This is a genomic window from Pseudomonas sp. BR20, assembly GCF_050780135.1.
GTDB lineage: Bacteria > Pseudomonadota > Gammaproteobacteria > Pseudomonadales > Pseudomonadaceae > Aquipseudomonas.
In genome coordinates this window covers 476,725-495,077 of record NZ_CP172012.1, presented here as the reverse complement: position 1 = coordinate 495,077, position 18,353 = coordinate 476,725, and the positions used below count along the sequence as shown (strand labels likewise).

The 18,353-nt window shown below is 59.9% G+C and carries 19 protein-coding genes; 11 read left to right on the top strand and 8 right to left on the bottom strand.

Features of this window, described 5'->3' with window-relative positions:
- Nucleotides 1–9: 9 nt before the first annotated feature.
- Nucleotides 10–465, top strand: a complete 456-nt coding sequence (locus tag ACHPFG_RS02240; protein ID WP_339451499.1) for a YiiD C-terminal domain-containing protein — start codon at nt 10–12, stop codon at nt 463–465.
- 65 nt (nt 466–530) lie between these two features.
- Here ACHPFG_RS02240 and cysQ read toward each other — a convergent pair whose 3' ends face one another.
- Both cysQ and nudE read right to left on the bottom strand, forming a co-directional pair.
- Complete coding sequence (gene cysQ, locus ACHPFG_RS02235) at nt 531–1,367, bottom strand: 3'(2'),5'-bisphosphate nucleotidase CysQ (protein WP_131696959.1); 837 nt, start codon at nt 1,365–1,367, stop codon at nt 531–533.
- Nucleotides 1,364–1,930 (bottom strand): ADP compounds hydrolase NudE, encoded by a 567-nt coding sequence (nudE, locus tag ACHPFG_RS02230; protein ID WP_131696960.1) that lies wholly within the window; start codon nt 1,928–1,930, stop codon nt 1,364–1,366. Before nudE ends, cysQ begins: the two co-directional genes overlap by 4 nt.
- 87 nt (nt 1,931–2,017) lie before the next feature.
- On the opposite strand from nudE, the gene yrfG reads away from it, so the two are divergent.
- Nucleotides 2,018–2,680 (top strand): GMP/IMP nucleotidase, encoded by a 663-nt coding sequence (gene yrfG / locus ACHPFG_RS02225; RefSeq protein ID WP_431701498.1) that lies wholly within the window; start codon nt 2,018–2,020, stop codon nt 2,678–2,680.
- A 108-nt stretch (nt 2,681–2,788) separates the two neighbouring features.
- Here yrfG and lysM read toward each other — a convergent pair whose 3' ends face one another.
- Nucleotides 2,789–3,235 (bottom strand): peptidoglycan-binding protein LysM, encoded by a 447-nt coding sequence (lysM, locus tag ACHPFG_RS02220; protein ID WP_431701497.1) that lies wholly within the window; start codon nt 3,233–3,235, stop codon nt 2,789–2,791.
- A gap of 132 nt (nt 3,236–3,367) precedes the next feature.
- Here lysM and ACHPFG_RS02215 point away from each other — a divergent pair, with 132 nt between their 5' ends.
- The 4 genes from ACHPFG_RS02215 to ACHPFG_RS02200 all read left to right on the top strand — a co-directional run bounded on the left by ACHPFG_RS02215 (nt 3,368) and on the right by ACHPFG_RS02200 (nt 8,216).
- Nucleotides 3,368–4,255: a LysR family transcriptional regulator gene (locus ACHPFG_RS02215; RefSeq protein WP_048725293.1), complete on the top strand. Its 888-nt coding sequence runs from the start codon at nt 3,368–3,370 to the stop codon at nt 4,253–4,255.
- Nucleotides 4,256–4,352: 97 nt separating this feature from the next.
- Nucleotides 4,353–5,192: a formate dehydrogenase accessory sulfurtransferase FdhD gene (fdhD, locus tag ACHPFG_RS02210; protein WP_431701496.1), complete on the top strand. Its 840-nt coding sequence runs from the start codon at nt 4,353–4,355 to the stop codon at nt 5,190–5,192.
- Nucleotides 5,189–7,537: an FdhF/YdeP family oxidoreductase gene (locus tag ACHPFG_RS02205; RefSeq protein WP_131696963.1), complete on the top strand. Its 2,349-nt coding sequence runs from the start codon at nt 5,189–5,191 to the stop codon at nt 7,535–7,537. Before fdhD ends, ACHPFG_RS02205 begins: the two co-directional genes overlap by 4 nt.
- 205 nt (nt 7,538–7,742) lie before the next feature.
- Nucleotides 7,743–8,216, top strand: a complete 474-nt coding sequence (locus tag ACHPFG_RS02200; RefSeq protein ID WP_053140314.1) for a glycine zipper domain-containing protein — start codon at nt 7,743–7,745, stop codon at nt 8,214–8,216.
- Nucleotides 8,217–8,361: 145 nt separating this feature from the next.
- Here ACHPFG_RS02200 and ACHPFG_RS02195 read toward each other — a convergent pair whose 3' ends face one another.
- The 3 genes from ACHPFG_RS02195 to ACHPFG_RS02185 form a co-directional block, all read right to left on the bottom strand.
- Nucleotides 8,362–8,793 (bottom strand): acyl-CoA thioesterase, encoded by a 432-nt coding sequence (locus tag ACHPFG_RS02195; RefSeq protein WP_431701495.1) that lies wholly within the window; start codon nt 8,791–8,793, stop codon nt 8,362–8,364.
- 23 nt (nt 8,794–8,816) lie between these two features.
- On the bottom strand, nt 8,817–10,754 hold the full coding sequence (locus ACHPFG_RS02190) for a RecQ family ATP-dependent DNA helicase (protein ID WP_431701494.1): 1,938 nt from the start codon (nt 10,752–10,754) through the stop codon (nt 8,817–8,819).
- 226 nt (nt 10,755–10,980) lie between these two features.
- Nucleotides 10,981–12,156, bottom strand: a complete 1,176-nt coding sequence (locus ACHPFG_RS02185; protein ID WP_431701493.1) for a tetratricopeptide repeat protein — start codon at nt 12,154–12,156, stop codon at nt 10,981–10,983.
- A 176-nt stretch (nt 12,157–12,332) separates the two neighbouring features.
- On the opposite strand from ACHPFG_RS02185, the gene ACHPFG_RS02180 reads away from it, so the two are divergent.
- The 5 genes from ACHPFG_RS02180 (at nt 12,333) to ACHPFG_RS02160 (ending at nt 15,572) form a co-directional block, all read left to right on the top strand.
- The gene (locus ACHPFG_RS02180; protein ID WP_431701492.1) at nt 12,333–12,503 is read left to right on the top strand and encodes a YhfG family protein; all 171 of its coding nucleotides are present in this window, start codon (nt 12,333–12,335) and stop codon (nt 12,501–12,503) included.
- Nucleotides 12,503–13,102 (top strand): putative adenosine monophosphate-protein transferase Fic, encoded by a 600-nt coding sequence (locus tag ACHPFG_RS02175; RefSeq protein ID WP_431701491.1) that lies wholly within the window; start codon nt 12,503–12,505, stop codon nt 13,100–13,102. The genes ACHPFG_RS02180 and ACHPFG_RS02175 overlap by 1 nt, the downstream gene beginning before the upstream one ends.
- Nucleotides 13,103–13,430: 328 nt before the next feature.
- The gene (locus ACHPFG_RS02170) at nt 13,431–13,901 is read left to right on the top strand and encodes a hypothetical protein (RefSeq protein WP_167655976.1); all 471 of its coding nucleotides are present in this window, start codon (nt 13,431–13,433) and stop codon (nt 13,899–13,901) included.
- Between the two features lie 277 nt (nt 13,902–14,178).
- Entirely contained in the window at nt 14,179–14,535 is a 357-nt protein-coding gene (locus tag ACHPFG_RS02165; RefSeq protein ID WP_431701490.1) for a DUF1493 family protein, read from the top strand.
- 185 nt (nt 14,536–14,720) lie between these two features.
- Nucleotides 14,721–15,572, top strand: a complete 852-nt coding sequence (locus tag ACHPFG_RS02160) for an EamA family transporter (RefSeq protein ID WP_431703428.1) — start codon at nt 14,721–14,723, stop codon at nt 15,570–15,572.
- Between the two features lie 57 nt (nt 15,573–15,629).
- On the opposite strand, the gene ACHPFG_RS02155 is transcribed toward ACHPFG_RS02160, so the two are convergent.
- Both ACHPFG_RS02155 and hslO read right to left on the bottom strand, forming a co-directional pair.
- Nucleotides 15,630–17,171: a phosphoenolpyruvate carboxykinase gene (locus ACHPFG_RS02155; protein ID WP_131696972.1), complete on the bottom strand. Its 1,542-nt coding sequence runs from the start codon at nt 17,169–17,171 to the stop codon at nt 15,630–15,632.
- A 179-nt stretch (nt 17,172–17,350) separates the two neighbouring features.
- Nucleotides 17,351–18,253, bottom strand: a complete 903-nt coding sequence (gene hslO, locus ACHPFG_RS02150; RefSeq protein ID WP_223016790.1) for an Hsp33 family molecular chaperone HslO — start codon at nt 18,251–18,253, stop codon at nt 17,351–17,353.
- Between the last annotated feature and the right edge of the window lie 100 nt (nt 18,254–18,353).

Sequence of the window (18,353 nt, the reverse complement as noted above, 5' to 3'; positions counted from 1 at the left end):
GAGGCCCCCATGAGCCGCGACAGCCGTTACCTGGAATCCATCCTCCACCACGACATCCCCCTGACCCGCGAAATGGGCCTCAAGGTGCTCGACTGGCAAGACGGGCAACTGCGGCTGCACCTGCCCCTGCAAGCCAATATCAACCACAAGAGCACCATGTTCGGCGGCAGCCTCTATTGCGGTGCGGTGCTGGCGGGTTGGGGCTGGATGCACCTGCAACTGCGCGAGGAAGGGATTGAAGACGGGCATATCGTGATTCAGGAAGGGCAGATCAGTTATCCGCTGCCGGTGACGCAAGACGCGACCGCCCTTTGCGCGGCGCCGGAGGAGAAGGTGTGGAAGCGCTTTTTAGCGACCTACAAGCGCTATGGCCGGGCACGGCTGGCGTTGGACACGTGGATCGTGAATGAGGGCAGTGAAGAGCGGGCCGTTACGTTCACCGGCCAATACGTCCTGCACCGCTAGAAGCCAATACACAAAAAAATGTGGGAGGGGGCAAGCCCGCTCCCACATTTTGATCGGCTGAGGTATTAAGAGCGGGCCAAGGTCAGCAAGCGCTCACGCCACGCCGCCTTCGCAGGCAACGCCAGGAAAAACGGATTCAACAACGATGCCCGCGCCGGATAGCTGAACGGCTCGCCACTCAACTCCAGCACCTCGCCGCCCGCCCCCTCCAATACGCCCTGCGCCGCCGCCGTATCCCACTGCGAAGTCGGCGCCAGTCGCGGGTAGCAATCGGCACTGCCCTCAGCCAACAAGCAGAACTTCAACGAACTGCCGATATTCGCCAGCCTCAACTCACCCAAGCCTTCGCTCAAACCGTCCAGCAAACGCTCTTGCTCGGGGCTGGTATGCCGGCGGCTGGCAACCACGGTAAACGCCTCACCCATTGCCGGCGCCTCGCGCACCTGGATCTGCCTGGGCGCTTCGTTCACATCGGAGCGCCACGCCCCCAGGCCGGCACCCCCGAAGTAGCAACGGCCACTGGTGGGCATGGATACCACACCGAACACCACGCGGCCTTGTTCGACGAGGGCAATATTGACGGTGAACTCTTCGCTGCCGGCGATAAATTCCTTGGTGCCATCCAGCGGGTCCACCAGCCACCAACGCTGCCAGCCGGCACGTACGCTCTGGTCGATGTCGGCGTCTTCTTCAGACAGCACCGGGATACTCGGGTCCAGTGCGGTAAGGCCTGCGAGAATCAGATGGTGGGCAGCCAGGTCGGCCGCCGTGACCGGCGAATCATCGGCCTTGGAGGTCACCGCCACATCGGCGCGCCAATACGGCAGGATCACTTCACCCGCCTGGCGAGCCAGCTCGATCACAGGGGCGATATACGGGTGGCCTAAAAACAGTTCGCTCATGGGGTAAACGCTCCACGCTGAATCAACAAATCTCGTACCAGGTACAGCGCGGCCAGGGCGCGGCCTTCGCTGAATTGCTCGTTTTGCGCAAGCTGCGACAGCTCGCGCAGGTTGACCCGCTCCACGCGCATCGGCTCGGGCTCATCGCCTTCCAGGCGTTCTTCATAGAGTTCGGTGGCGAGCACCACCTGGATTTTCTGGCTCATGTAGCCAGGGGACAACGACAGTTCGGTAATGTGCTCCAGCTGCCGTGCGCCGTAGCCGGCTTCTTCCTTGAGCTCACGGTCTGCCGCCGCCAGCACGTCTTCACCCGGCTCGATCAGCCCCTTGGGCAAGGACAGCTCATATTCATCAGTGCCGCCGCAGTACTCCTCAACCAGCAACGCATGATCCTCGTCGATCATCGCCACAATCATCACCGCGCCGTAACCGGCACCGCGGCCTACCAGGCGCTCGTAGGTCCGTTCAACGCCATTGGAAAATCGCAATTGCACTTCCTCCACGCGGAACAAACGGCTACTGGCGACTATTTCGCGGGCGAGGACGGTGGGTTTCTGGCGCATAAGCGGCTCCTTGGCGTGATCGGGTTACTATACCGTGGCTTTTCCGATTGTCTGTGTCGGATATCTTTACTTACATGAGACCGCACCATGCCCTCTTTGCCCTGGCACGCCATCGACACTGTCCTGCTGGACATGGACGGCACCCTGCTCGACCTGCATTACGATAACCACTTCTGGATGGAGCACCTGCCCCAGCGTTACGCCGAGTTGCACGGGGTGAGCCGGGCCATGGCCGAGATGGAGTTGCAGCCTCTGTTCGAGCGTAACGCCGGACAGTTGCAATGGTATTGCCTGGACTTCTGGAGTGCGGAACTGAACATCCCGGTACGCGAACTCAAGCTGGAAACCGCCCACCTGATCGCCCTGCGCCCGGATGCCGACACCTTCCTGACGGCGATCAAACAGGCCGGCAAGCGCGTGATCCTGATCACCAACGCCCATCGTGATTCGCTGTCGTTGAAGTTGGAACGCATTGAACTGGCGCCGTATTTCGAGCGATTGATCAGCTCCCACGACTATGGTTTCGCCAAGGAAAACCCACAGTTCTGGGATGCCCTGCAAGCCGACATCCAATTCGACCCGGCGCGCAGCCTGTTTATCGACGATACCTTGCCGATCCTGCGCAGTGCCCGGGCGTTTGGTGTGGGGCACTTGTTGGCGGTGAAAGAGCCGGACAGCAAAAAAGGGCCGAAGGACACCGGGGAATTTGCGGCAGTCGAGGATTACCGCGATCTCATTGTCGGGCTCTGAGCAAATGTGGGAGGGGGCTTGCTCCCGATAGCAGTGTGTCAATCAAAACTTCCTTGACTGACACTCCGTCATCGGGGGCAAGCCCCCTCCCACCTTTTCGCCCGTGTATTACTCAGGAATACGCAGCGCCTGCCCTGGGTAAATCTTGTCTGGATGAGACAACAGCGGCTTGTTGGCCTCGAAGATCTTGTTGTACTTGTTGGCATCTTTGTAGAAGTGAAGGGAGATTTTGCTCAGCGTGTCGCCACTGACCACTGTGTAAAAGACGGCGGCCGCCACGACTGGGTCCGGGCCGGATACGGTGATCTGGTCATCCACACTGGCCACACCGGCAATATTGCCCAGCGCCAGCAGAATCTTCTCTTTCTCTTCCTGGGTCGCGACTTCGCCGGTTACGGTCACTTTGTCGCCATCCACCGTGGTCTGCACATTCGGATTACCCAGACCCACCTTCGCCACGTGTTCCTTCAACTGCTCACTGGCGTTTGCATTACCCGGCGTCAACAGATCGATCAACTTCTCGCCGGCTTCCTTTACAAAGCTCAAAAGACTCATGGTGCGCTCTCCTTGATGTTTGATTTCCAGATGCCAAAGACTAGACCAACCCTAAACGCTTGGGTTCCAGCCCGACCAAAGACCCAAACGCGCTAGAATCCCCCCGCCATTGGAATAAGCCCTGGAGCGAAGATGGACATCAAGCAGCTGAAATTCCTCATCGCCCTCGACGAGACCCGTCACTTCGGCCAGGCCGCGGCGCGTTGCCACATCACCCAGCCAACCCTGTCGATGCGCCTGCGCAGCCTTGAAGAAGAGCTGGACTTGCCGCTGGTCAATCGCGGCCAGCGTTTCGAAGGTTTTACCGCCCCTGGCGAACGGGTACTGGCCTGGGCACGCACGGTGCTGGCGGCCTATGACGGCTTGCAGGCCGAAGCAGCCGCCTGTCGTGGCAACCTGGTGGGTACGTTGCGCCTGGGTGTGGTGCCGTTGTCGAGCTTTGATCCACTGGCGTTGATGCAACAACTGCACAAGGAGCATCCGAGCCTGCGCTTTGAGCTCTCGGCCCTCAGTTCCGAGCAGATCCTCGAACAGTTGGCGAGCAATCGCCTGGACCTGGGCGTGTCCTACCTCGACCGCCTGGACAACGAGCGCTTCGACTCGCTGGCCCTCGGCGAAACCCGCATGGGCCTGCTCTACGACCAGCGTTATTTCAGTTTTGGCGACAAGCCGCTGAGCTGGGAGGCATTGATCGAACTGCCCCTGGGCATGCTCACCAGTGGCATGCACTTCCGTCAGTCCATCGACCACAACTTCCACAGCCGGGGCCTGCACCCGCAGCCGCTGTTACAAACCGACGCCGTGCATCAGTTGTTACAAGCTGTGCATGGCGGACTCTGCTGCGCAGTCATGCCGCTGGACGGCGGCCTGGACGCCCTCACCGAACATTTGCGCCTGCAACCTATCGAAGACGCCCACACCCTGGCGCGCCTGGGCCTGATCATGCGGCGCAGCGCGCCTCGCTCGGCGCTGGCGGAGGCGTGTTTCGCGCTGTTTCAGAAATCGCAAACAGAGTCTTGATCGACGTCATCTATCGGTAGATCAGTACTGGCAATTAGACGCGACGCTTTGTCGCGCCTAGTCTAAACACTGATCAATCCGCCGGTGGTACTGCCCCATGAACGCCAAGCGCCCAGCCTGCGCGGCGCCTGCTCCGGAAACGTCCGCGCCCGTCGCCAGCCAGAGCTACCAGTTTTGCAACCTTGAGCACACCGAAGTCGCCAGCACAGCCTTGGCGGAAGAAGTGGCGTTGGCGATTGCCTATAACGACATCAGCCAGGCGGTCATGCTGGTCACGCCGACAGACCTGGAAGACTTTATTGTCGGGTTCAGCATCGGCAGCGGCATTATCGCCGACGTCAGCGATATTTATGATCTGAAACTCAGCGGTTCGGGCTCGACCCAATACGCTCAGGTGCAGATCTCCAGTCGTGCGTTCTGGAACCTCAAGCAGCAGCGCCGCCAGTTGGCAGGCACCAGCGGCTGCGGCCTGTGCGGAGTGGAAGCAGTGGAACAGGCCCTGCCGGACCTTCAAGTGCTGCCCGGCGCGCCCTTGCCGCCTGCCGAGTGGCTCGCCGGCCTGCGCCAGCGCATCAGTGCGTTCCAGCCCCTGGGCCAGTACAGCGGCGCGGTGCATGCGGCCGTGTTCATGAATAACCAGGGCGAATTGCTGATGGGCCGTGAAGACATCGGCCGGCACAACGCTCTCGACAAGTTGATCGGCGCACTGATCCGCCAACAGATCCCGACCGACGGCGGGCTGGCGATTGTCACCAGCCGTTGCAGCCTCGAATTGATCCAGAAAGTCCTGCGCGCGGGCATCCAGACCCTGGTCAGCCTGTCGTCGCCCACCGGCCTGGCCCTGCAATGGGCCCGCCGGCATAACCTCAATCTCATCCACCTGCCGCAGAAAAGTGCGCCGCGGGTCTACAGCCCTGCGATGGAGAACCAGCCGTGAGCAATCATCATCAAGCCGACCAAACCCCTACCCCGCGCTACAAGCCCTACAAGGGCCCGGCTGGCGGCTGGGGTGCGCTGATCAGCGTGGCACAGGCGTGGTTGACCAGCGACAACGCGCTGAAAAACCTGCGCATGATGCTCAAGACCAACCAGAACGGCGGCTTCGACTGCCCGGGCTGCGCCTGGGGCGACTCGCCGGAAAGCGGCATGGTCAAGTTCTGCGAGAACGGCGCCAAGGCGGTCAACTGGGAAGCCACCAAGCGCCGTGTCGATGCGGCATTCTTCGCCAAGCACAGCGTCACCGCCCTGCTGGAGCAAAGCGACTATTGGCTCGAGTACCAGGGCCGCCTCACCGAGCCAATGCGCTACGACGCTGAAACCGACCGCTACACCCCCATCAGCTGGGAAGCGGCCTTCGACCTGGTCGGCAAACACCTCAACGCCCTGCCCAGCCCGGACATGGCTGAGTTCTACACCTCGGGCCGTGCCAGTAACGAAGCGGCGTACCTGTACCAGTTGTTCGTGCGCGCCTACGGCACCAACAACTTCCCGGATTGCTCGAACATGTGCCACGAGGCCAGCGGCGTGGCCCTGGCACAGAGCGTGGGCGTCGGCAAAGGCACCGTGACCTTTGATGACTTCGAACATGCCGATGCGATTTTCGTCTGGGGCCAGAACCCCGGCACCAACCATCCTCGTATGCTTGAACCGCTGCGTGAAGCGGTGAAACGTGGCGCCCAGGTGGTGTGCATCAACCCCCTCAAGGAGCGCGGCCTGGAACGCTTCCAGCATCCGCAGCACCCGCTGGAAATGCTCACCAACGGCGACAAGCCGACCAACACCGCGTACTTCCGCCCGGCGCTGGGTGGCGACATGGCCATCCTGCGCGGCATGGCCAAGTTCCTGCTGCTGTGGGAGCGCCAGGCTCAAGCCGAAGGCAAGGAAGCCGTGTTCGACCACGATTTCCTCAATGAACACACCGCCAACGTGCTCGATTACCTGGGCCAGATCGACGATACCTCCTGGGATGAAATCGTCGCGCAGTCGGGCCTACCCCTGGTCGAGATCGAGCAGGCGGCGCGCATGTACGCCAAGGGCAAGAACGTGATCATGTGCTGGGCGATGGGTATCACCCAGCATCGCCACTCGGTGCCGACTATCCAGGAAATCGCCAACCTGATGCTGCTGCGCGGCAACATCGGCCGCCCCGGCGCTGGCCTGTGCCCGGTGCGTGGCCACAGTAACGTGCAGGGCGACCGCACCATGGGTATCAACGAGCGCCCACCGGTGGCGTTCCTCGACGCCCTGGAGCGGCGCTTCCAGTTCCAGGTACCGCGCACCAACGGGCACAACGTGGTGGAAGCGATCCACGCCATGCTTGAAGGTCGCTCCAAGGTGTTTATCGGCCTGGGCGGCAACTTCGCCCAAGCCACGCCGGACAGCCCGCGCACCTTCGAAGCGCTGCGCAATTGCGACCTGACCGTGCAGATCAGCACCAAGCTCAACCGCAGCCACTTGATGCACGGCAAAGACGCGCTGATCCTGCCGTGCCTGGGCCGCACCGACATCGACATCCAGGCTGAAGGCCCGCAAGCCGTGACGGTGGAAGACTCGTTCAGCATGGTCCACGACTCCAACGGCCAACTGCAGCCGCTGTCGAAGTTGATGAAATCGGAACCGGCCATCCTCGCCGGCATCGCCGCCGCGACCTTGGGCAGCACACCGGTGGACTGGAACTGGTTGGTGGCCGATTACAGCCGCATTCGCGACCTGATCGCCGATACCATCCCAGGCTTCAAGGACTTCAACGAACGCCTCAAACACCCCGGTGGTTTCTACCTGGGCAACTCCGCTGGTGCACGGCGTTGGAACACCCCTTCGGGCCGTGCCAACTTCCGCCCGAACATCCTGCCCAAGGACCTGATCCACGAGCGTACCCACGCCACGGGCCGCGTACCGGACCTGATCATGCAGTCGATGCGCTCCCACGATCAGTACAACACCACCATTTATGGCCTGGACGACCGTTATCGCGGGGTCAAAGGCCAGCGTGACGTGCTGTTCGTCAACGAAGCCGACATCATCCGCCTGGGCTTCAAGCCGGGGCAGAAAGCCGACATCGTGTCGTTGTGGGAAGACGGTCGTGAGCGTCGAGTGAAGGGCTTCACCTTGTTGGCGTTTGATATTCCGGCGGGGCAGGCTGCGGCTTACTACCCAGAAGTGAACCCGCTGGTGCCACTGGAAAGCACTGGGGATGGCAGCCATACACCGACGTCGAAGTTCGTGGCGATACGTTTGGAAGCTGCGAGTGACAATGGGCTGATCATGGCGCGTTCGGCCTGACTGATCATTTCGGGCACAAAAAAGGCCGCTTTTGCATAAAAGCGGCCGTTCCGAAGTAGTTAAAGACTCGCAAAAATTACTTAAGTTCCCGAGTTAAAACAGTAACTTATAGAATTGTGTACAACTCGTGTTACTGGTCGGATTTCTATTGTAACCATGTCAATACGGCCTCAGGATCGCGCCGTCATCCTCTTGAGGTCTCTCTATGAAGTTCTCCTCGATTCTCTTGTTGTCCCTTGGCCTGGTCAGTGGCGCAGCCATGGCCGGTGGCACCACCGAAGCCGGTGTGGGCGGCGCATTGGGCGGGGTTCTTGGCTCGGTTGTCGGCCAGCAGTTGGGCGGCAACACCGGTTCGACCATCGGCGCGGCCCTGGGTGGCGCAGGCGGTAGCGCAGTCGGCGCCGATAAGCGCAGCCGCGGCGAAGCAGCCATTGGCGGCGCACTGGGCGCAGCCGGCGGCAACGTGGTGGGCCGCAGTGTCGGCGGCAGCACCGGTGCACTGATCGGTTCAGCGGCCGGCGGTGGCGCGGGCGGTGCGCTGGGCAACTACATGGGCAACAAGAGCGATGATGATGATCGTCGTAGTCGTGATAACCGCCGTTATGACCGCGATGACCATCGCGGCCGTGGCCATGCCTACGGGCATCGCAAGAACAAGCATCACTACCGTCACCGCTAAGCGCTAAAAAACAGCGCAAAACCAATGTGGGAGGGGGCTTGCTCCCGATAGCAGAGTATCAGCCACCCGTGTACTGGCTGACCCACCGCTATCGGGAGCAAGCCCCCCTCCCACATTGAGTTCCGTGGTGGCTGCAACGCCGAAGTCAGATCACCAACCGCTGCAACGCCTCGCGCAACATCCCCGGAATCGTCACCGGCTGGTTCGTCCCCCGATCCACGAACACATGCACAAAGCGCCCCGCCGCACAGGCCTCCTCTTCGCCTGCCTTGAATACCGCCAATTCGTACTGCACTGAGCTGTTGCCCAACTTGCCCACCCGCAGGCCGATTTCCAGGCGGTCGGGAAAGGCAATCGACGCGAAGTAATCGCACGCCGAACTCACCACAAACCCCACCACCTCACCGTCATGAATATCCAACCCACCCTGTTCGATCAGGTAAGTATTCACCGCCGTGTCGAAGAAGCTGTAGTAGGTGACATTGTTCACATGGCCGTACACATCGTTGTCGTGCCAGCGCGTGATGATCGGCTGGAAGTGACGGTAATCGGCGCGTTGCGGCATTGAGTCAGGCATGGGCACGTCTCATGAAAGTAGGGTTACAGGTCATTCAAATGGACTTGGGCCCACTCACGCACATCGGCGTAGGGATAGTCCTCCAGCGCAGCAAAACCAGGAATGCCGCGCGCCTTCAACTTGGTAAACAACGGCACGCTGATACCGCCCAGGAAACGTGTCAGCCGCTCAGCGCCTGGCAGTTGGCCGGTGTGCTCATGATGCCTGTGGATAAAATCACCGCACAGCCCCATGAAGTTTTTATCCACAAGCGGCGGCAGGCTCGGCGGCGCCGGCAGATGCGCGACGTGGCCGTGGCATACGGAGCAGTGCCCGCAGCGCAGCGGTGCGTTTTCATCACCAAAGTAATGCGCCAGCCGCTGCCCCAGGCAATGCTCAGTGGCGAACAGATCGAGCATGGCGTGAATCCGCGCCACTTCCGTCACCTCGTGCTGCTTGAAGCCTGTGTATAACTCGGCGCTCAACACCTGTGGATCAAAGTCGGTATCCAGCAGGCTGTAGACTTCGGTCATCTGCTTGCTTTCCAACTCGATCAGGCCTTGTTCCTGGAAGTAATCCAGGGCCTTCACCACCCGGCTGCGCTCGGCATTGTGTTGCTGGTAAAGCGCGTCGAAATCCACGGTCGCCCAGGTTTTTGCGCGTTTGCACACCTGGATGATCGCCGCGACAAACTGCTGGCGCTCGCCGGAAAAACGCGCCAACAGGGCCTCGGGCTCGATCAGGTACTTGAAGCGGTACTCGGCATAAAACGCGTAGCGCGGCGCGATAACGCCCTTGAGCTCCAGTTGCACCAGCAACGTCTTCAGCGGCAATTCGCGGATATTGCTGTGGTCCGACAGCGACCTCAGCAGGAACTCCCATTGCCCTTCACTGCGCGCTGCCTGCAACTCTTCCAGCACCCGCCGAATGCCGTCCTGCTCCGGCGTATCGCCATACACGAAGTTTTCCAGCACATTGAGGCTGTCGCGGTTGGCCAGCACCAGGCAGTCCGAGGGCTGCCCATCCCGCCCCGCGCGGCCGATTTCCTGGCTGTAGTTCTCGATGGATTTGGGCAGGTCAAAATGCACGACATTGCGGATATCGCTCTTGTCGATACCCATGCCAAACGCGATGGTAGCGACGATGCAATTGGAGCGCCCACCCATGAAGCGCTGCTGGATGCCCTCACGCCTGTCGTGGGGCAAGCCGGCGTGATACGCCTCGGCCTGGATGCCGTTGCGGTTCAGGTGCTCGGCAATCTGCTCGGCGGTTTTCTGCAAGGTGACGTAGACGATGCTGGGCTGGTTGGCCCGTTCGCTCATCCACTGCACCAGGCGACGACGTTTGTCCGCACCGGCGACCGGCTCCACCAACAGGTTGAGGTTGGGCCGGTAGAAGCCCGTGGTGACCACGTCGTCGGGCGCAATGGCGAACTTGGCCTGCATGTCGGCAATCACCTTGGGCGTGGCCGTCGCCGTCAGCAGCAGCGCTTGTGGGATCTTGAACTGGCGCTGGTAGTCCGGCAGCTTCAAATAATCCGGGCGGAAGTTGTGGCCCCACTCGGAAATACAGTGCGCCTCATCCACCACCAGCAGCGAGATCTGCACACTGTGCAGGAAGTGGCGAAAACGCTCGTTTTTCAAGCGCTCCACCGAGATCATCAGGATTTTCAGCTCGCCGGAACGTGCGCGAGCCATCACGTCATTGGCATCTTCGCGGCTTTGCGCCGAATCGATACTGCCCGCCGAAATACCGTGGCGTTGCAGGAAGCCCAACTGGTCCTGCATCAACGCCAGCAGCGGCGACACCACCAGTGTCAGGTGCGGCAGCAAAACCGCCGACAGTTGGTAACACAGGGACTTGCCCGACCCCGTAGGAAAAATGGCCGCAGCCGAACGACCCGCCAGTACGGCGCTGACCGTTTCTTCCTGGCCCAAACGAAACTGTGGATAACCAAAGACCTGCTGGAGGGTGTCGTGCATAAGCTGTCACTCCATTGACCGCTGACGGTGGCTTAAAAACGTAGCCCACTGAGCTCAGCGAATCGAGAAAGGTCGCATGGAAAAAAGAGACAGGATGATACACAGGGTGCAGCAATGGCCTTGGGCCAAATTCGACAAGTTCGACTGTGGCTGTAGGAACATCACAAACCAAATATGGGAGGGGGATTGCCCCCCTCCCACATTTCAGAACTGCGCTACAGCTGAATCAGCGATTCTGTACCCGCTCAATCGCCGTGTCATACACCGGGTTGGCCTTCTGCTCCTTGGCCAACTGGTAGTGACGCAACGCATCCGGGAACTGCCCCGCCGCTTCGTAGATCCGCGCAATGTTGTAGTAGGCACCTGCACGCACGGTGGCAGCATTGGCGCCAGTGGCAAGGGCGATAGCCTTGCGGTTGGCCCAGATCGACTCGGCAGTGTTACCGGCTTTCTGATAAGCCAGGCCGAGGTTGCCGTAGGCCTTGCCGAAGCCATTGTCCAGTTCGATGGCCTGGCGGAACAGGTCAATGGCCTGGTCCAGCTGGCCGGCCTGGTAGGCCGCCTCACCCTGCAGGTTCAGACGCTTCGCATCGGTTTGTACGGAAGAGCTGACGGTGACTGCGGTGACCGCGACGCTGTCATCCAGCAGCGGCTTGACTTCGTTCAGCACATTGGCGGCATTCACTGTCACGCCACTGAAGGTGTTGATGTCCTGGAAGTCGCCGCTGCCGGTCATGCGGAACACCGTCCACAGGTTGCCGCTGCGGTTCTTAGGCACGTAGTAGGTACGCACCAGCGATTGGCCCATGTACACGAACACCTTGGCTTCGCTGTCGGACAACTGGCGCGAGCCTGGGTTGCCGCCATTGCTGTAGTCGTGCACGGCATAGACGTAGCTTTCGCCGTAGTGTTTTTTCTGCAGGGTGATGGTTTCCGGGCCGTAGCTGTCGGTGTCATCCACATCCAACTCGGCGTCGGTACCCTTCTGGTTCTCGAAATAGATGTTATTGCCGGGGAAAATCATGTGGGAGTCGAGGTCACTCGGCGTCTTGCCCCAGGTCAGCACCACACGCAGGCCATCGAGGTTTTCCATCACCGGGCTGATGGCGTAGGTCATGCCCGCGCATGGGCACTTCACCACCAGGTTGGAGTAGCCGGGCTTCTTGATGATCAGCAGGTTGCTCGCATCATCGGCGGCCTCACTGGTCAGCGTCACTTGGCCCTGGGCGTTGGTGCGGCCCACCACATTCTGTGCGCCGTTACGTTGCAGCAGCACTTCGGCATCGGCGATTTTCTGGTCCTTGACCACCGCACTGAGCACTTCGATCGGCAACTGTCCCGCCTGGACCGAAAAAGCCACCGTACACAATGACACCGCCGAAGCAACACGAAGCAAACCCATGCTTAACTCCCTTTAAGTAGCGGGCGGAAATCGCCCTACAAGATTTTGCGGTGAAACATACGCTGAATTCCGGGTGTCGGCGGATTTTTTGTACAGAATGTGACGTGGTTTTTATCCCGCCTTCCCGTTGAAGCATTGCGCTACAATCAAACCTTGCTACCCAGGAGTGCGCTGCGATGAGCGAACTGACGTTTGAGCAAAAACAGGATCATTACCACAAGATCCGCCGTTCCAATTACCTGGCCAGCCTGCGCCTGGAAGGGTTCGACACCCAGCCGGCCGACGTCGACAAACCCCTGCCGACCCGCGAATCCGTGCTTGCCAAGTACCGCAACAGCCCACGCTGATGCTCGACAAATACGGGGTGGGCCAGGATCCGTACTGCTATCCCGGTAGCAGCGTCCTGCGCAACCGCCTCGATTTGCTCGACGAAGCCCGCCTGCACCAGGCCGAGCGGGAATTATCCGAAATCGCCGTAGGCAGCCTCCCGCTCTTTCCCCCGCCCTACGACCTCGACCGCCTGCAACACATCCACCGCACGCTGTTCGGTGACATCTACGACTGGGCCGGTGAGTTGCGCAGCGTGAACATCCAGAAAGGCGACACCCTGTTCTGCACCCCAGAGCGCATCCCACCAGAAGCCGCGAAAATCATCCGGCAGATGGCCGAGGCAAACTGGTTTGTCGGCGCCAGCCAAACCGAGTTGGTGAGCAAGATTGCCGAAGCCTACGGCGACCTCAACGTCATCCACCCCTTCCGCGAGGGCAACGGCCGGGCGCAGCGGATTTTGTTTGAACAGATCATCGTGAACGCGGGGTTTTCAGTGAACTGGTGGCTGGTGAAACACGCGGCATGGATACCGGCAAATATTGACGCGGTGGCGTGTGATTATCGGGGGTTGGAGGCGATTTTTGAGCGGTGTATCAGCAGGCCTGCAGGGCAGTGATCATTCCTCACGCCCTGCGTGGGAATGCTCTGAAATCTAAGCAACACCCTTTGTAGGAGCGAGCTCGCGAAAATCATCAACGACGACGCGGTAAACCAGAAGAAACGCGGCGTCCTTGAGTTTTTCGCGAACAAGTTCGCTCCTACAATTGACCAGCTTTGCTTGTTAAGTCACTGCCAAGCCACAAATGCCGGAAACGGTCGTAGGAAACCTCCAAACACCGCGACATCCCCTTCCCAAACTGCTCCAAACACCCGCTTGACCCTCTACAGAAGTTACCCGTAGCTGAATGAAAATAGCGCGGTCTCAACTTTCTCGGCAGAAACCTGTGAACATCGAAAGGGCTCAACACATCGGCCACTATGGCGTCATCTTCACAGTGAATCGCTTCACTGTTGTGCCTGACAATCGGCATGCTTTGGCCAATCTATGCCTGCTTGAAACAAAAACGGCAGCGCGACAAGTGCGCGATCAGATACGTAGGCTGTACGAAAAAATGCTGGCCAGAGACTTGCCATGCGAAATGGCGGTCGCGATTTCCCATCCTTTGAGACGGAATCAGGCCGATCGGTTGAACGACCAAAACGTGCTCATCAAACACATAATCTCCGGAGCGGTTAAAGCACCGGGGATTGCCATTTCAACCGTAACCGCGGGCTTCGTTGGAGATACGATTTCCGGCAAGCTTCGTAGATATCACGCTGGAGACATCATCATCGGTCTGGATGCCAGTGTGAGAGGAGGCATAGGGCCTCAGCGGTCAACACTCTCAATGCATGTCTACCCGGACGAGTCTTAGTGACATGGCCCTTTACCTTCAATCCGCTTCCTTTCTCATTATCTATTTGGTGCTGCACTACCAAATCACAGACCCAATGCTCAGAAAGCACTTCGCAGTCACATTTCTTACAACAGGCCTTATTTTGACGTTCCTACTACCCTATGTAGCGGTGATCCTCAGAATGCCCCTCCTACCTGTCTTTGTATTCTTGATAGGCTTGGCGCTCTTCATCACTCGAAACAAATACCGCTTCCAACGCAACCAGCCCCTTCATCCACTCCTGCGTGCCCCCACCATGAACCTCGCCCCCAACTTCCCCGAAGACCCCGTGATGCAGCAACTTCTGCAACTGCTGCACGAAGAAATCGGCCTGCCGAAACACAAGACCATCCGCCTGCAAACCTCACTCAATTTCGACCTGGGCTGTGACGGCAGTGAAGCCAAGCAACTGATGGAAGCGCTGGAGCAGGAATTCGCCCTCGACCTGGGCGACTACGACACTTATCGTTACTTCAACCCACCGGTCTTTGACGTGTTCCTCAAGCGTCGGGGCAAGGGGCATGCCGACAAGGTCCCGCTGACCATCGGCATGCTCTACCTGGCCATCAAGACCCACAGCTGGGACACGCAAACGCTGGAGAACCTCAGCTGAACGAACACCGGCCCGAGGCACACCGCAGGTCCCATGTGGGAGGGGGCTTGCTCCCGATAGCGGTGTATCAGCCAGTCGATCGATGACTGACACCCGGCTATAGCGAGCAAGCCCCTCCCACATTGGATCTGCGCTAACCTGGCAAGCCGCGCTCAAAACAACAAGGACCTTACATGGACGTAACAATGGGCCTGCTGGCCGCCCTGCTCTGGGGTGGTACGGATTTCCTCGTGGGTCTCAACGCCCGAGCCGTGGGCGTCAAGCGCGCGGTGTATTTCGGCCAGGCCCTCGGCTTCGTGATCATGACCCTGCTGCTGGCCATCTTCCCGGCCCTGCTGTTCAAGTCCCTGAACGCCTCGCTGAGCGTCTGGCTGCTGGGCATTGCCGCCGCACTGTTCACCGTCTCCGGCGCCCTTGCCCTGTCCAAGGCCTTCGCCCTGGGCAAAGCCGCCATCGTGGCGCCGCTGGTGACGTCCTACGGCGTCGTCACCACCCTGCTGTCCTGGGCCAGCGGCGAACACATCAGCCTGATCCAACTCGGCTGCATCGCCCTGTGCGTCATCGGCGTGATCCTTTCCAGCCTCCACAAGGACAATGGCATCCCGCACAACAGTTCAAACCGCTCCATCGTCTACGCCATGCTTGCCGCCTTGCTATACGGCACCAGTTTCTGGCTGCAAGGTCGCTACACGCTGCCTGCGCTGGGGCCGATCACCATGCTCTGGCTCGGTTATCTGGTAGGGCTGTGCGTGCTGGTGGTGATGGTGCTGAAGATCAAGGACGGCCTGAAGATTCCGCCGCTGAAAAACTGCGCCACGCTGACAGGGGCAAGCCTGATGAACCTGGGTGGATTTTCGGCGTTTTCGTGGGGAGCGATGGCGGGGTCGGTGTCGGTGGTGACGGTGATCAGTACGTTATCAGGGGGGATTGCGGCGATTCTGGGGTGTGTGTTTTTCAAGGAACGGTTGTCGGCGGTGCAAGTGCTGGGGGTTGTGCTGGTGCTGATCGGGGCGGTGGTCCTGCATATCGTCGACTGACCTTTCACGCACAAAAAAGCCGCCCACGAGGGGCGGCTTTTTAACAGCTTGCGAATCTTACAACTTCGGACCCGCAGCCTTGATCGCATCACTCACTTCAAACTTCTTGAAGTTCTCGATGAACAGGCCAGCCAGCGCCTTCGCTGCTTCATCGTAAGCCGCCTTGTCAGCCCAGGTGTTACGTGGGTTCAACAGGCCGGTCTCAACGCCCGGTACGGCCAATGGCACGTCGAGGTTGATGGTGTCGAGGTGTTCGGTTTCAGCACCGATCAACGCGCCGCTCTGGATCGCTGCGATCACGCCGCGAGTGGTCGGGATGTTGAAGCGCTTGCCAACGCCGTAGCCGCCGCCGGTCCAGCCGGTGTTGACCAGGTAGACCTTGGAACCGAAGCCGCGGATGCGCTTGATCAGCAGCTCTGCGTATTCGCCGGCCGGGCGTGGGAAGAACGGTGCGCCGAAGCAGGTGGAGAAGGTCGACTTGATGCCGCTGCCCGAACCCATTTCGGTCGAGCCCACCAGTGCGGTGTAGCCGGACAGGAAGTGGTAGGCCGCTTGTTCTTCGCTGAGGATGGACACGGGCGGCAGTACGCCGGTCAAGTCGCAGGTCAGGAAGATCACCGCGTTTGGCTCGCCGCCCAGGTTCTTCTCGGAACGCTTGGCAACGTGCTCCAGCGGGTAGGCGGCGCGGCTGTTCTGGGTCAGGCTGACGTCGGCATAGTCGGCGTGCTTGGCGTCGTCGATGACGACGTTTTCCAGCACGGCGCCGTGCTTGATGGCTTTCCAGATAACCGGTTCGTTCTTCTCGGACAGGTCGATGCACTTGGCATAGCAACCGCCTTCGATGTTGAACACCACGCCTTCGCCCCAGCCGTGTTCGTCGTCACCGATCAGGTAACGGCTTTCGTCGGCGGACAGGGTGGTCTTGCCGGTGCCCGACAGACCGAAGAACAGGGTCACGTCGCCTGCTTCGCCAATGTTGGCGGCGCAGTGCATCGGCAGTACGTCGGAAGCCGGCAGCAGGTAGTTCTGCACCGAGAACATGGCTTTCTTCATTTCACCGGCGTAGCGCATGCCGGCGATCAGCACTTTTTTCTGCGCGAAGTTGAGGATCACACAGCCATCGGAGTTGGTGCCGTCACGCTCTGGCACGCACTCGAAGTTGGCTACGTTGAGCACTTGCCACTCGTCACGACCGGCCGGGTTGTACTGGGCAGGGTTGATGAACAGGCAACGACCGAACAGGTTCTGCCAGGCAGTCTGGGTGGTCATTTTCACGGCCAGGTAGTGGTCTTCGGAAGCCCCTACGTGAACGTGGGAAACGAAATGCTCTTGCGCGTTATTGAACGCCTCGACGCGTGCCCACAGGGCATCGAACTTGTCGGCCGGGAACTTGCGGTTGATCGGGCCCCAGGCGATGGAATCCTGGGTGGAAGGCTCTTCAACGATGAAACGGTCGACTGGCGAACGGCCGGTACGGTGACCGGTTTCGACGACCAGCGCGCCGGTATCGGCAAGCACGCCTTCACCGCGCTGCAGGGCTTCTTTGACCAGATCGTCAACACTCAGATCGGTGTATACGGCGTTATTGGCTTGCGTCATGAGGTTCCCCGTCGGCCTGTGGCCGAGTGCTCCAAACGTTTTGTAGTAGAAAGTTGCGCACTACTACCGCGAAAAAAGTGGGCCGGATTATGCCAGAAAAGCCCAAAAAGAGTAGGGCCCTCCCGTCAGAACGCCTCTAATCCGGCATTTGACAGGTGATTTACCTGTGCTTAAACGTTTTAGTGGCGGGTGTCGGAAGGCGTGTCGATACCTGCGCCAGCGAACAATTGCGCTACATCGGCAGCGTCGAACAGGTAGCGCTCGTTGCAGAACTGGCAGTCGATCTCGATATTTCCACCGTGTTCCACCACCAGGTTCTGCGCATCTTCCAGGCCCAGGCTGACCAGGGCGTTCCCTGAACGCTCGCGGGAGCAGCTGCAGTGGAAGTGCAGAGTCTGCGCGTCGAACAGGCGCACGGGGTCTTCGTGGTACAGGCGGTGCAGGATGGTTTCGTTGTCCAGGCCCAGCAGTTCTTCGGCTTTCAGGGTATCGGCCAAGGCAATGCAGTGCCGCCAGCTTTCAGCGCGATCTTCGTCGTCCTTGATACGGTCGGCCGGCAGTTGTTGCAGCAACATGCCACGGGCGCGCTTGCCGTCGGCGTTGAGCCAGAACTTGGTGCCCACTTGCTGGGACATCACGAAATAGTTGGTGAAGCATTCCGACAGCGTTTTGCCGTCGAGGTCGACGATGCCCTGGTAACGCTGGCCTACGGTCGGGTCGACGGTGAGCGCCAGGACGCCGTTAGGCATCAGCTCGGCCAGGGTGGCGTCCGGGGCAATCTGGTCGGCTTCATAACGGGCCAGGCCACGGATTTCGCGCTCGCTTGAGCACTCGATCATCAACAGCGGAATCGGCCCTTCGGATCGGGCCTGCAGGATCAGCAAACCGTCGAACTTCATGGTGCCTACCAGCAATGCAGCAGCTGCCATCAGCTCACCGAGCAGTTGTGCGACCGGCTCCGGATAGGGGTGCTTGGCGAGGACTTCGGCGTAGCTGCGCTCCAACGAAACCATTTCGCCGCGGGCGTCGCTCTCGTCGAAGATGAAGCGTTGGGTGAAGTCGGTATCCGGTAGATCAGTCATAGGTCTGGGTATCTGAATTGATGACAAATTGTTTACAAGGTTTATAAAATCAAACGCTTTAGCACCATCTTGGTGCGGCTTTCTCCTGGAAACAGAGAGC